Raw genomic sequence first — 14662 nt, 5'->3', positions numbered from 1 at the left:
CGTTGACTATTTCGTCCAGCACGCAGGTCTACCTGCGACAAAACATCCAGTTCGAACCGCTGATCAACAGCTGGTTCGCGTGGTATCACACGCTGCCGCCGTTGACCGCCGCCCTCAACGTGGCGGAGCGGTTCCTGCCGCTGCTGAAGTCCTATGCCGCATCGCCGATGATGCATGCGGCGGCCTGCAAGGATCCCGCGATGCGCGGCGGCCCGTTTCTCGACCTGGGCGGCCAGCGCGTCGACGAAATCCGCGCGTTGATCGAGCAGACCACCCGGCGCGCGACCCGGCAACTGGAACTGGCGAAGGCTTACAAGGCGTTCTCCACGCTGCTGCTGGAACAGGCCAGGGGGATGGCGTCGGACCCGCTCTACCCCGAAATTCCGGAGGTGTTGAAGGGCTATGTCGAGATCTACTATGACCTGAACCACAACCCGTCCTTCCGGGTGTTCGAAAGCTTGCTGTACGCGAGCCCGTTCTATGCGCGCGATGCGCAGAGCATCGCGCTGTCGGCGATCGAGGAGAACACGCGCCGGCCGTTCATCCTCAGCACGCCCCGGCTCAGCGACGAGCGCACGGTGTTCAGCAACATGGCCTTCGACGACCGCGCGCTCGACGTGCTGTTCCGCATGCGCGACACGCCCGGCAGCTACGCGAAAATCGTCGACCTGATGCGCGTGGAGGAGAAGGACGAGCCGCTGTTCCGCTCGTTCTTCGTCGAGGAGGCGCCGGCGCCGAAACCGGATCGTTCGTTCGACGGCGACGACATCCGCATCCGCTACTACGGCCACGCGTGCGTGCTGGTCCAGAGCCGGGGCGTGAGCATCCTGATCGATCCGGTGATCAGCTACGGCTACGACACCGCGCTGCCGCGCTATACGTTCGCCGACCTGCCGGACCAGATCGACTACGTGCTGATCACGCACAGTCATCACGATCACATCGTCCTCGAAACGCTGCTGCAGCTTCGCCACAAGGTCAAGACCGTGGTGGTCGGCAGGAATCTCGACGGCTTTCCGCAAGATCCGTCGATGGAACTGGCGTTGCGCAAGCTCGGCTTCGACGACGTGCTGGAAGTTCGGGATGCCCAGGAAATCAAGGTGCCCAACGGCGCCATCACCGCCATTCCGTTCCTGGGCGAACACAACGACCTGGCGATCCACAGCAAGCAGAGCTTCATGATCCGCTTCGGCTCGCGGTCGGTGCTGTGCATCGCCGATTCGTGCAACCTGGACCCGCGCCTCTATGAGCATGTCTTCCGCCTCGTCGGCAAGCCGGACACGCTGTTCGTCGGGATGGAAACCGAGGGCGCGCCGCCGTCATGGGCCTACGGAACGCTGTTTCCCAAGTCGCTGCCGCGCGACATCGATCAGTCGCGCCGGGCGCGAGGCTGCCAGTTCGGCGAGGCCGCCGCGTTGGTGGACGATTTCCCGTTCAACGCGGCGTATGTCTATGCGATGGGTCAGGAGCCGTGGCTGAACCACCTTCTCGACAACACCTTCGACGAAAACTCGCCCAGCCACATCCAGTCCACCCAGTTCGTCGCGCACTGCAAGGCCAAGGGCATCGCGTCCGAAATCCTGTACGCGAAGAGGGAGATCGTGCTTTGTCAGAACTGAATCTCAACGCGCTCTCGACCAGCGGGCAATACCAGGAACACGTGGCGTTCTGGAACGACGCGCTCGGCCGCATCGACGAAGACTTCCGCCTTCAGCAGTCGTGGCAGGCGTACGCGCTGCCGCTCGGCCCCGCGCCGACACTGACGTTCGCGCTCGACGGCGACGCGGCGCCGGTGCTGGAGAAGCTCGCCGCCGGCAACGAACTGGGCGCGTTCGTCGTGCTGCTCGCCGCGCTGTTCCGCGTACTGGGGCGCTACGACGGCGCGGCCGGCCTGTTCGTGGAGTCGCCGCGCCTGAGCGTCGAACCCGCGAGCGGTCCCGCCGATCCCGTCCCGTTGCTCGACGCCAGCGAGCCCGGCCCCACGGTTCGCGCGTACCTGAACCAGCTGCGCGACAGGGTGCAGCGCAGCTATTCGTACCAGGATTTTCCGATCGCCGCCCTCGCGCACAAGCTGCATGGCGAACGGCTTGCGACCAATGTCGGCGTGCGCTTCGACGGCCTTCACGAAGCCTGGGCGTCGGCGGACTACGACCTGTCGATCGAGATCCGGCATCGGGAGCGCTACGAGATCGTGCTGACGGGCCGGCCGACGGTGTTCACGCTGCATTATCTCCAGCATGTCGCGCGGCACCTGCGCAACGTCATGGCCGGCTTCGGCGCACTTGACGCGCCGCTCGACACCGTCTCGCTGCTCGACGACGAAGAGCGCGCGCGCCTTCGTTCGCATGCGGCGCCCGTCGCGGTACAGGGAACCTTCCTGGAACAGTTCGCGCAACGGGTCGCGGCCGCGCCGGACAGCGTCGCGGTGGTGACCGCCGACGCATCGCTGACCTATGCCGAGCTCGATGACCAGGCGTCCCGGCTGGCGAGCTTCCTGCTCGCGGAATACGCGATCGAACGCGGCGACGTGGTGGGCGTCGTGGCCGACCGTTCCGAGAGCTGGATCGTCGGCATGCTCGGCGCGCTCAAGGCGGGCGCCGTGTATCTGCCGCTCGACCCGGAGTTTCCGCGGGAACGGCTGCGCTTCATGATCGAGGATGCGAAGGTCAAGGCGCTGCTGACGCACTCGGAACACCTGCCGTTGCTCGCCGATTTCTGGGCGATCCCGATGTTCGCCCTCGACTTCCAGCTCGACACGCTGGAACCCGCGTCGGCGTCGGCGCACGTCGAGGTCCGGCCGGACGATGCGGCGTACATCATCTACACGTCCGGCTCGACGGGCGTGCCCAAGGGCGTCGTGCTCGAACACGCAGGGCTCCTGAACATGGCGCAATACCATGTGGACGCATTCGGTTTCGATGCCGCCGACCGGTTCGTCCAGTTCTACTCCCCGGGCTTCGACGGCTCGATCATGGAGATTTTCGTCACGCTGCTCGCGGGCGCGCGCCTGGTGCTCGCGAAGACCGCCGTGATCCGGGACGTCCCGCGTTTCGTCGACTATCTCGCGCAGCAGGGTGTCACCACCATCAACGCGACGCCGGCCTATCTCGCCGCGCTCGACTGGCACGCGCTCGGCGCCGTGAAACGGGTCATCAGCGCGGGCGACAACGCCCGCGTGGCGGATCTGCGCGAGCTGGCCCGGACCCGCACGTGCCACAACTCGTACGGCCCGACCGAGGCAACCGTGTGCATCGCGGACTACGTGGTCGACCCGGCAATCACCTACGGGGCCCGTCTGCCGGTGGGCCGCCCGATCCGCAATACGCACCTGTACCTGCTCGACGAGCACGGGGCGCTGGCCCCCGAGGGCTGCACGGGCGAAATCTGCGTGTCCGGCATCGCACTGGCGCGCGGCTATGCCGGCCGGGACGACCTGACGGCCGCCGCGTTCGTCGACCACCCGTTCGAGGCGGGCGAGCGTCTCTATCGCACCGGCGACCTCGGCGTCTGGCTGCCGGACGGCAACCTGGAAGTCACCGGGCGGCGCGACACGCAGGTGAAGATTCGCGGCTATCGGATCGAAATGGGCGAGATCGAGGCGGCGCTCAGGCAGCACGCCGACGTCGCCGACGCGATCGTGTTCGTGCGCGAGGACGCGCCGCAGCACAAGCAGCTGGTGGCCTGCGTCGCGACGGCGGCGGCCAGCGTCGCCAGCCTGCGGGAACACCTGAAGGAACGTCTGCCCGAGTTCATGGTGCCGGCGTCGATCGTGACGCTCGAACGCCTGCCGCTGACGCCGAACGGCAAGCCCGACCGCAAGGCGCTCGCCGCGCTGGAACTGGCGCCCGTGCCGAGCGAAACCGTGTACGTCGCACCCGCCAACGACGTCGAGGCGCGCCTGGGCAAGATCTGGTCCGAGGTGCTGGGCCGCGAGCCGATCGGCGTGCACGACAATTTCTTCGAACTGGGCGGCGACTCGATCCTGATCATCCAGGTGATGTCGCTGGCCCAGCAAGTCGGGCTCAAGTTCAGCGCCGACCAGTTCTTCGCGCATCCGACCATCGCCGAGCTCGCCCAGGTCGCAATGGAGGCGCCGTCGCTCCGGATCGCGCAGGAGCCGGTGGTCGGCCCCGCCCCGCTGACGCCGATCCAGCACTGGTTCTTCGCGCAAGACGTCGCCGATCCGCACCACTACAACCAGTCGACGATGATCGAGGTGCCCGCGTCGCTGCGGCCGGACACGATCGAGCGCGCGCTGGCGGCCGTCGCGACGCATCACGACGCGCTGCGGTTGAGTTTCGCGTGCGTCGCCGGCGCGTGGCAGCAGTCGCATGCGGCGCCGCCGCTCGCCATTCCGCTCGGCGTCACGTCGCTGGCGGACGCGGCGCCCGCCGCACGGCACGCCGCGATGCTCGCGACCGCCACCGGCATGCAGGAGAGCTTCACGCTATCGGCGCCGCCGCTGCTGCGCGCGCACCTGTTCCAGTTCGGTCCCGACGCGTCGCAGCGCCTGCTCGTGGTGGCGCATCACCTGGTGATCGACGGCGTCTCGTGGCGCATCCTGTTCGAAGACCTGTACACCGCGTGTCGCCAGCTCGAAGCGGGCGAAGCGGTGCAGCTCCCGGCCAGGACGACGGCCTGGCGCGACTGGTCGACACGTCTGTCCGAACTCGGCGCGACCCGGCTCGACGGGCTGGACTACTGGCTCCAGGGGAACGCCGGCGAACCGGCGTGCTTCGACGACATGCCGGCCGGCACCCTCGCCGAAGCCGGCTCGACGGTCGTCGAGTTCGACGCGCAGCAGACGCTCGCGCTGTTGCAGGACGTGCCGCGCGCGTTCAACACCCAGATCAACGAAGTCCTGCTGACGGCCCTGCTGCTCGCGTTCGGCGACTGGACCGGCAACGCGTCGCTGGTCGTCGATCTCGAAGGCCACGGCCGCGAGGACCTCTTCGACGGCGTCGATACGTCGCGCACGATCGGCTGGTTCACCGCCCACTATCCGGTGTTCCTGAACGCCGGCGACGCCACCATCGCGGTCGACGCGCTGCGCCACGTCAAGGAGCAACTGCGCTCGGTCCCGATGCGCGGGCTCGGCTACGGCATTGCCCGCTACCTCGGCAACGATGCCGGTATCGCGGCCGCGCTGGAACGGCAGCCGCCGGCGCCGGTGCGCTTCAACTATCTCGGCCAGGTCGATCGCGTGCTGGCCGACGACACGGGCTGGAAGCCGGTGCTCGACTTCCAGAGTCCCGAGCACAGCCCGCGCGCGCGCCGCGGCCATCTGTTCGAGATCGACGGGATGGTATTCGACGGCCGTCTGCGCCTGACCTGGCACTACAACCGCGAGGCCTGCGCACCCGGCGTCATCGAGCAGCTGACGCAAAGCTACCGCAGCCGTCTGCTGTCGATCGTCGCGGCCAGCGGCGACGGCCCGCGCGCGCTGAGCCCGTCGGACTTTCCGGCCGCACGCATCAGCCAGGAAGCGCTGGACGCCCTTGTTTCAAGGATCAAATCGTGACATCCCCCACCATTGCCGATATCTACGAGCTCTCCCCGATGCAGGAGGGGATGCTCTTTCATGCCGTGCACGAGCCCGGCTCGAGAAGCAGCTTCAACCAGCTCAGTTGCCGGATCACCGGCAGCCTCGATCCCGCGCTGTTTCATGCCGCATGGCAGCAGCTCGTCGATCGGCATCCGGTGATGCGCACGTCGTTCCATTGGGAGGAATTCGACAAGCCCATGCAGGTCGTGCACGCGCACGCCACGCTGCCGTGGGTGCAGGACGACTGGCTCGACCTGCAGGAACACGAACAGCGCACGCGGTGGCGCGCGCATCTCGAGAACGACCTGGCCGAGGGCTTCGCGCTCGATCGCGCGCCGCTCGTGCGCTGTCGCCTGGTGCGCGTCGCCGCCGACGCCTACCTGTTCAGCTGGAGCCACCACCACATCCTGGCCGATGGCTGGTGCCTGTCGCTCGTCATCGAGGAGATCTTCCAGGTGTATGGCGCGCTCACGCGCGGCGTGCCGCCGGCGCTGCCGCCCGTGCGCCCCTATCGCGACTATATCCAGTGGCTGCAGCAGCACGAGCCGCAAGCCGCGCAGCAATACTGGACGCGCTATCTCGAAGGGTTCCGCACGCCGACTCCGCTGCCCACGGCCGCGCGAGCGGACGCGGGCGAGCGCTTCGGCCAGGGCCTCGCGCAAGTGCAGGCCGACCTGTCGGCCGACCTGAGCGCACGCCTGCGGCAATTCGCGGCGCGCCATCACGTCACCCTCAATACCCTCGCGCAAGCAGCCTGGGCGCTCGTGCTGTCGCGTTACAGCGGGGAGACCGACGTGGTGTTCGGCGCCGTCGTGTCCGGGCGGGGCGCCCATCTGCCGGGGATCGAAACCATGCTCGGCCTGTTCATCAATACGGTGCCGGTGCGGGTGCGGGTCGACCCGAGGCAGCCGCTGGTGCCGTGGCTGAAGATGATCCAGGCGCGCGTGGCCGCCCGTGCGCCGTTCGAGCACACCCCGTTGCCCGACATTCAGCGCTGCAGCGAAGTGCCGCCGACGACGCCGCTGTTCGAGAGCAACATCACGTTCATGAATTACCCGCTCGACGCGTCGCTGACGCATGGCGCGCACGGGCTGGCGGTCGACGAGGTGGCACTCTACAACCGCGCCGACATTCCGCTCGAATTCGTGGTGACGGCGCGCGACGACTGGAAGATGGAACTGTCGTTCGACCCGCGGCGCTTCGACGAAGACACCATGCAGCGGATGCTGGGCCACGTCGCCGCGACGCTCGACGCGTTCGCGGCCGATCCGAACCGGCTGCTCGGCCGCGTGCCGATCTTGCCCGAGGCCGAACGCCGGCAGTTGCTGGAGACCTTCAACGACACCGCCGTGCCGTTCGACGCCGCGCTCACCGTGGTGCATCGCCTGGAGCAGGCCGCCGCGGACCACCCGGAGCGGCCCGCGGTCGAGTACCGCGATAGCGTGCTGAGCGCGGGCGAACTGAACGCGCGCGCCAACCGCATTGCGCACCGCCTGCTGGCCGCCGCCGAGCTGGGGCCGGACGCGCTGGTCGCGATCTGCATGCACCGGTCGGCGCATCTGATGGAGGCGATCCTGGCCGTCTGGAAGTGCGGCGCCGCCTATATTCCGATCGACCCCGACTATCCGGTGGCCCGCATCCGCACCATTCTCGAGGATTCCGGCGCCGCCCTCGTGCTGACCTGCGACGGCCTCCTGCCCCCGGAGCTGGCCGGGATCGCGCCGGTCGTGTCGCTCGACGCCGTCACCGATGTCGTCGACGACACCAATCCCGGCCGCCCCGTGTCGCCCGACAGCCTCGCCTACGTGATCTACACGTCCGGCTCCACCGGCAAGCCCAAAGGGGCGATGGTCGAGCACGCCGGCATGCTGAATCACATGCTCGCCGAGATCGACGAGTTTTCGATCTCGGCGTCGTCGGTGATCGCGCAAACCGCGCCGCATTGCTTCGATATTTCGGTCTGGCAATTTTTCACGGCGCCGCTCGTCGGCGGCAAGACCGTGATCGTCGACGACGAATGCATTCGCGATCCCGCGAGTTTCGTCGCGTATCTGGAAACCACCCGGATCGGCATCCTCGAACTGGTGCCGTCCTATCTGTCCGCGGTGCTCGACCGTGCGTCGGAACAGCCGGCGCTGATGCGGCACTTGCGGCACCTGCTCGTCACCGGCGAGATGGTCAGCCCCGCCCTGGTGAAACGGTGGTTCGACGTGTTCCCGGACATCGCGCTGGTGAACGCGTACGGCCCGGCCGAAGCGTCCGACGACATCGCGCAGCACCGCATGACGTGCGCGCCGGCCACGCCTTACGTACCGGTCGGCAAGCCGATCCGCAACGTGCGCCTCTACGTCGTCGACCCGCAGATGAACCTGTGCCCGATCGGGATTCCCGGCGAGCTTTGCGTGTCCGGCGTCGCCGTCGGCCGCGGCTATCTGAACAACGAAGCCGCCACGCGGGAGGCTTTCGTCGAGGATCCGTTCCATCCGGAGCGCGGTGTCCGCCTGTACCGCACCAGCGACATCGGCTGCTATCTGCCCGATGGAACGATCGTGCTCCACGGCCGCAAGGACCACCAACTGAAGATCCGCGGCTATCGCATCGAGCTCGGGGAGATCGACAACGCGCTGGCCGCCATTCCGGAAATCCGCCAGGCGGCCGCGCTCGACTATCGCGACGAGGCCGGCCGCGCCGCGCTGTGCGCGTATGTCGCGTTCCGCGACGGCGCGTCGCTGAGCGACGCCCGGATTGCGGCCGCGTTGTCCGCCACGCTGCCGGAGTACATGGTGCCCGGCATCTACGTGGTGCTCGACGCGCTGCCGCTGAGCGGCAACGGCAAGATCGACCGCAAGGCGCTGCCGCCGCTGGACCGCTCGCGACTCTCCGCCACGGCACACGCGCCGACGCCGCCACGCACGCCCACCGAGACGCTGCTGTGCCGCATCTGGGGCGAAGCGCTGGGCATCCCGTCGCCCGGCATCCACGACAACCTCTTCGCGCTGGGCGGCGATTCGATTCTCAGCATGCGCATCGTGTCGCTGGCCGCGAAGGCGGGTCTGAAGATCACCACCCGGCTGATCTTCCAGCATCCGACGGTGGCCGAACTCGCCGCTGTGGCGACGCGCGGCACGGTCGGCGCGGCGGAGTTCGTCGCGTCGTCCGGCCCGCTGCCGCTGACGCCCATCCAGAAGCGTTTCTTCGCGCAGCGCAAGGACGACCCGGACCAGTACAACCAGGCGGTCCTGCTCGACGTGCCGGCGGATGTCGATCCGGTCTTGCTGCGCCAGGCGCTGCGGCACGCGGCCAAATGGCATGACGCGCTGCGGCTGCGCTTTCGCGCGGACGCGTCCGGCTGGCGCCAGGAAGTCGTCGACGATCCGGAGGTCCCCGTCGTCGTGTCCGACATTGCGCGCGACCAGCTCGCGCAGTACGTCGCGCAATCGCATGCGAGCCTGGATCTCGCGGACGGCCCCGTCGTGCGCGCGGACCTGTTCCGCATCGACGAAGGCCGTTCGCTCCGCCTGCTGCTGGTCGCCCATCATCTGGTCGTCGACGGCGTGTCGTGGGGTACGCTGCTCGAAACCGTGTACGACGCCTATACCCGCCTGCGCAACGGCAAGGCGCCCGAATTCGCAGGCGGCAGCGCGACCTGGACCGCCTGGACCCGGGCGATCTCGAACTGGGCCGGCTCCGGCGCCGCCGACGCCGACCTCGCCCATTGGCAGGCCCTCGCGGGTTCCGCCCTGCCCGGCCTGCCGCTCGATCGCGATGCGTCCGCCGACGCCAATACCGTGTCGTCCGCCGAAACGATCGTGGTCGAGCTGGGCGAAGCCGCCACGACGGCCTTGCTGGGCGCCGCGCCCCGCGCCTACGACGCGCAGATCAACGACGTGCTGCTGGCCGCGCTTGCGCGTGCCGTCGGCGACTGGAGCGGATGCGCCGACGTCCTGCTGGATCTCGAAGCGCACGGGCGCGAGGAACTAAACGACGACCTCGACATCTCGCGCACGGTGGGCTGGTTTACGTCGGTTTTCCCGGTCGTGCTGACGGTCGATGCCGGTTCGCACGATCCGGCTCGCCTGGTTGCGTCGGTCAAGGCGCGACTGCGCGCCGTGCCGAGCGCGGGCATCAGCTACGGCCTGCTGCAAGACCGGCTCGATGGCCCGGCTCCGCAGCCGCGACTGCAGTTCAACTACCTGGGCCAGACCGACCAGCTGTTCACCGCCGCACGCGACTGGAAACAGGCCGCGGAGCCAAGCGGAGACGGCCGCAATGCGAACCAGCTGCGCGAGCACCTGCTCGACATCAACGCCTACGTGACCGGCAACCGCCTGCACGTTGCGTGGGAGTTCAGCCGGGCGTGCCACGACACGGACACCATCCAGCGCATCGCGCAAGCCTACATCGCGGCGCTCGAAACCCTGGTCGCCGGCCATGCCGTCCAGTCCGCATCGACCGTGCCCGCGACCGGCTTGCCGCAGGCGCCGGCCTCGGTGATGGCGGACGAGATCGCCGACGTCTACGCGCTGACGCCGACCCAGCAGGGCATGCTGTTCCACAGCCTGTACGAACCCGCGTCGGACGCGTACTTCAGCAGCCTGAATTTCAGTATCGACGGCGCGCTCGACATCGAACGGTTCCGCCGCGCGTGGGATACCGTGGCGCACCGGCATGACATCCTGCGCACCTCGTTTCACTGGGAAGACATCGAAAGCCCCGTGCAGGTCGTGCATCGCCGGATCGACTTGCCGTGGCACGACGAGGATCTGCGCGCGGCGTCCGCCATGGAGGCCGAACAGCGCTGGAAAGCCTACGTGGCGCAAGACCGGGCGCGCGGCTTCGACTTTACCCGCGCGCCGCTGATGCAGCTCGCGCTGTTCCGCTTGGGCGAGCACGCATGGCGCTTCCACTGGAGCCATCACCACATCCTGCTCGACGGGTGGAGCTCCGCCCGGCTCCTGAGCGAAGTGGCCGCCGCCTATCAGGCGCTGCCGGCCGAAGGCGCTCCGGAGCGGGACGCGCCGCCCGCCTTCGCCGATTACGTGCGCTGGCTGGCACGCCAGGACGCCGCCGCTGCGGAACGTTTCTGGAAGACGAAGCTGGCGGATTTCCCGGCGACGACGCCGCTCGTGCTGGGCCGCCCCGAACTCGACGGCACGGCCGCGCCGGGCGCCTACGTGGAAGAGCCGCTGCTGCTCTCCGAAAGCGACACGCAACGGCTCGTCACCTTCGCGCAAGCCAGCCGCCTCACCCTGAACACGCTCGCGCAAGGCGCGTGGGCGCAGTTGCTGAGCCGCTATAGCGGCGAATCGGACGTCGTGTTCGGCACGATCGTTTCCGGTCGTCCGGCGTCGCTGCCGGCGTCGGACGAGATGGTCGGGCTGTTCATCAACACGCTGCCGGTGCGGGTCCGCATCGACGCGCGCCCGACGTCCGCGTGGCTGGCGCAATTGCAGATGGATCTCGCGCAGCAGGAGGAATATGCGCACTATCCGCTGGCCGACATCCAGAAATTCGCCGGCCTGCCGCCCGGCGTGCCGCTCTTCGAAAGCCTGCTCATCTTCCAGAACTATCCGGTCGAGGAAGCGCTGGCCGATGCACTGCCCGGCCTGCGGATCGGCGCATTCCAGGTGTCCGATCCGAACAATTACCCGCTGACGCTGGTCGTGACGCCGGGCAAGCGCCTGTCGCTGCAGGTGCTGTACGACAACGGCCGGTTCGATCGCGACACGATCGTCCGCCTGCTGCGCCATGTCGAGACCCTGCTCACCGGCCTGGCCGGCGCGGAAGATCGCCCGAACCGCAGCGTTCCGCTTCTCGCTGCCGCCGAGCGGGACGCCCTCCTGGTCGGCTGGAACGAACCGTTCGCGCCGGTTCCGTCCGACCGGACGCTGCCCGAACTGATCGAGGCCGTCGCCGCCGCGCATCCGGAGCGCATCGCGGTGCGCTGCGGCACGGAGGTGCGCACCTATCGCGACCTCGTCGAAGGCGCCAACCGGATCGCCGCGCATCTTCTGCAGACGGCGCCGCTCCAGCCGGACGACCGGATCGCCGTCTGGATGCCGCGCTCGCCGCTGATGCTGGAAACGATCCTGGCCATCTGGAAGTGCGGCGCGGCGTATGTTCCGGTCGATCCGGCCTATCCGGCCCAGCGGGTCGAGACCCTCCTGACGCTGGCCCGGCCGGCCGTCATCGTCGGCACGGACTGCCAGCCGCCGCCGGCGCTGGCGTCGATCCCGCTGGTCGATCCCGCCCGCCTGCCCGCCCATCAGGATGCCGAAGCGCCGACGACGCGCTGCCGGCCCGCGGATCTCGCCTACGTGATCTTCACGTCGGGTTCGACCGGCCAACCGAAGGGCGCGATGGTCGAACATCGCGGCATGCTCAATCACGTGCTTGCGATGGCGCGCAGGGTCGGGCTCGGCGCGCAGAGCGCGGTCGCCCAGACTGCTTCGCACTGCTCCGATATTTCGGTCTGGCAGTGCTTCGCCGCGCTGGCGTCGGGCGGCACGACGGTGATCTATCCCGATGCCGTGATCCTCGAGCCCGCGCGCCTGATCGACAGCCTGCACCTCGACCGCATCACGGCGATGCAATTCGTGCCGTCCTATCTGGCGACCTTTCTCGGCGAACTGGAACGGCATGCGGCACCGGCCTTCCCGCACCTCGACACGCTGCTGACGATCGGCGAAACGCTGCAGCCCGCCACCGCGCAAGCCTGGTTCCGCCTGAATCCGGCGGTCCGGCTCATCAACGCGTATGGGCCGACCGAAGCGTCGGACTCCGTCGCGCACTACAGCATGGCGCGCGCGCCGGATCTGCCGGCGATTCCGATCGGCCGACCGATCGAGAACCTGCGCCTCTATGTCGTGGACGCCGACATGCAGCCGTGCCCGCCCGGCGTCAAGGGCGAGATCTGCATCGGCGGCGTCGGCGTCGGGCGCGGCTACCTGTTCGACGAAACACGCACCCGGGCGGTGTTCCGCGACGATCCGTTCAGTCCGGAACCGGGCGCGCGCCTGTATCGCACCGGCGATATCGGCTGCTTCGGGGCGGACGGCAATCTGCACTTCTTCGGCCGCCGCGACTTCCAGGTCAAGATCCGTGGCTATCGCATCGAGCTCGGGGAAATCGAAGCCGCGCTGACCGGTCTCGCGGGCATCTCCAACGCCGTCGTGGTCGCCCGCGAAGCGCCGGATTCGGACATGACCCTGTGCGGCTACGCGTCGGGAACCGGCTGGACGCCCCAACGCGTGCGCGACGCACTGCGCGACACGCTGCCGGCGCATATGGTGCCCGACACCGTGATGCTGCTGCCGGCGCTACCGGTCATGCCGAACGGCAAGATCAACCGCGCCGCGCTGCCGCTCCCGGATGCCGCGTCCGTGCCCGACGGCGTGCCGGCCGAACCGCGGACGCCGGTCGAAGCGGCGCTGCTGCGCATCTTCGCCGAGGTGCTCGGCCGCCGGCCGCACGGCGTCGACGACGATTTCTTCGAGCAGGGCGGCCAAAGCCTCAAGGCGATCCAGATGGTCAGCCGGATCCGGCGCGAACTGAAACTGGAGGTCGCGGTCGCCGACATCTTCCATGCGCCGACGCCGCGCGCGCTCGCGCGGAAGCTGGCTGCCATGCCCGCCGGCGGCGCCGCCGCCGACGACGACGCGATCATCCCGGCGCTGGCCGTGCAGCCGTCCTACGCGGTGTCTCGCGCACAGAAGCGGATCTGGCTCGCCAGCCGCAGCGCGGATCCGTCCACGTACAACATGGCAGGCGCGCTGCAGCTGGACGGCGCCGTCGACACGGCGCGTCTCGTCCGTGCGTTCGACACGCTGGTCGATCGCCACGAGAGCCTGCGCACCGTGTTCGCGATGATCGAAGGCGACTTGCGGCAACGCATCCTCAGCCGCGAAGCATCCGGTTTCCGGGTCGAGCAGCGGGATCTCGCCGACGATGCCGGGCCGCAAGCGATCGATGCGCTGATTCGCGCGGAAAGCGAGCAGCCGTTCGATCTCGCGTCGGGGCCGCTCTTTCGCGTCAAGCTGGTGCGGCTCTCGCCGGCGAAGCATCTGCTGCTGCTGAACATGCACCACGTGATATCGGATGCGTGGTCGATCCGCGTGCTGACCGACGACCTGCATGCGCTGTATGCGGGACGCGACCTGCCGCCGCTGTCGATCCAGTATCGCGACTACGCCGCGTGGCACAACGCGAGCCTCGCCGGTCCGCGCGCCGCCGCGCATCGCGCGTACTGGCTCGAGCAACTGGCGGCGCCGCTGCCCCGCCTGCAACTGGCATCGGACTTCCCGCGTCCCGAGCGGCTTGGCCACGCCGGGCAGACGCTCGAAGTCGAACTGCCGGAGCCGCAGGCGGCGGGACTCGCGACGCTGGCCCGCGCTCACCATACGTCGCTCCATGCGGTGCTCCTGGCGTCGTTCTGCGTGCTGATGCACCGCTATACGGGGCGTGAGGACATCGTCATCGGCAGCGTGTCGGCCGGGCGCGACAGCGAGCAGCTCGAAGCGCAGATCGGCGTGTACCTCAACACCGTCGTGCTGCGCGTCCCGGTGCGGAAATCCGCGACCGTCGCGGAGGTGATCGACGGTGTGGCGAAAGCCTCCACGCAAGCGCTGGAGCATGCGTCCTATCCGTTCGACGAGTTGCTGGAAGACCTGAAGATTCGCACCCCGGCGGGCCATTTTCCGATCTTCGACATCCAGGCGAACCACGTTTCGATGCCGGCGCCGCAGCCCGGCCTTCGCATCACGGACCTTTCGCAGACCGACACGACGGCCAAGTTCGACCTGTCCTTCCAGGTCGTGGAAAGCGAAGGCAGGCACCTGATCCAGTTCATCTACAACACCCACCTGTTCCGCCCGTCGACCATCGCCGCGATGCGCGATCGACTGCTCGCGATCCACGACGTCTTCCGCCGCGATCCGGCCACGCCGGTCGATCGCATCCCGCTCTCCGGCGATGCGCCTGCCGCCGGCCCACGGGTCCGGGTCGGCCTGCGCCTGAAGCGCGCGCCCGAGGTCACGGCCGACGACGCGCTCGAGGAGAAGACCTGATGCGGGCCGGCCGGGGTTCGAGCAGCGGGCGCCGTGCGCGCTGCTGCGGGTT

Annotated in this window: 3 protein-coding genes; all 3 read left to right on the top strand. The window is 68.6% G+C overall.

Annotated elements, in window-relative coordinates:
* The first annotated feature begins 2 nt into the window (after positions 1-2).
* From BDI24065_RS21385 to BDI24065_RS21375, 3 genes are read left to right on the top strand one after another with little or no spacing between them, the layout of a single operon-like run.
* Entirely contained in the window at positions 3-1619 is a 1617-nt protein-coding gene (locus tag BDI24065_RS21385; protein WP_175032953.1) for an MBL fold metallo-hydrolase, read from the top strand.
* Positions 1607-5521 (top strand): non-ribosomal peptide synthetase, encoded by a 3915-nt coding sequence (locus tag BDI24065_RS21380; protein ID WP_175032952.1) that lies wholly within the window; start codon positions 1607-1609, stop codon positions 5519-5521. Before BDI24065_RS21385 ends, BDI24065_RS21380 begins: the two co-directional genes overlap by 13 nt.
* The gene (locus BDI24065_RS21375; protein WP_175032951.1) at positions 5518-14610 is read left to right on the top strand and encodes a non-ribosomal peptide synthetase; all 9093 of its coding nucleotides are present in this window, start codon (positions 5518-5520) and stop codon (positions 14608-14610) included. The genes BDI24065_RS21380 and BDI24065_RS21375 overlap by 4 nt, the downstream gene beginning before the upstream one ends.
* The last annotated feature ends 52 nt before the right edge of the window (positions 14611-14662 follow it).

It is taken from the genome of Burkholderia lata, from assembly GCF_902499025.1.
In the GTDB taxonomy this organism is placed as follows: domain Bacteria; phylum Pseudomonadota; class Gammaproteobacteria; order Burkholderiales; family Burkholderiaceae; genus Burkholderia; species Burkholderia lata_C.
The sequence above is the reverse complement of the archived record's forward strand: the minus strand, read 5'-3'. Positions and strand labels throughout refer to the sequence as shown.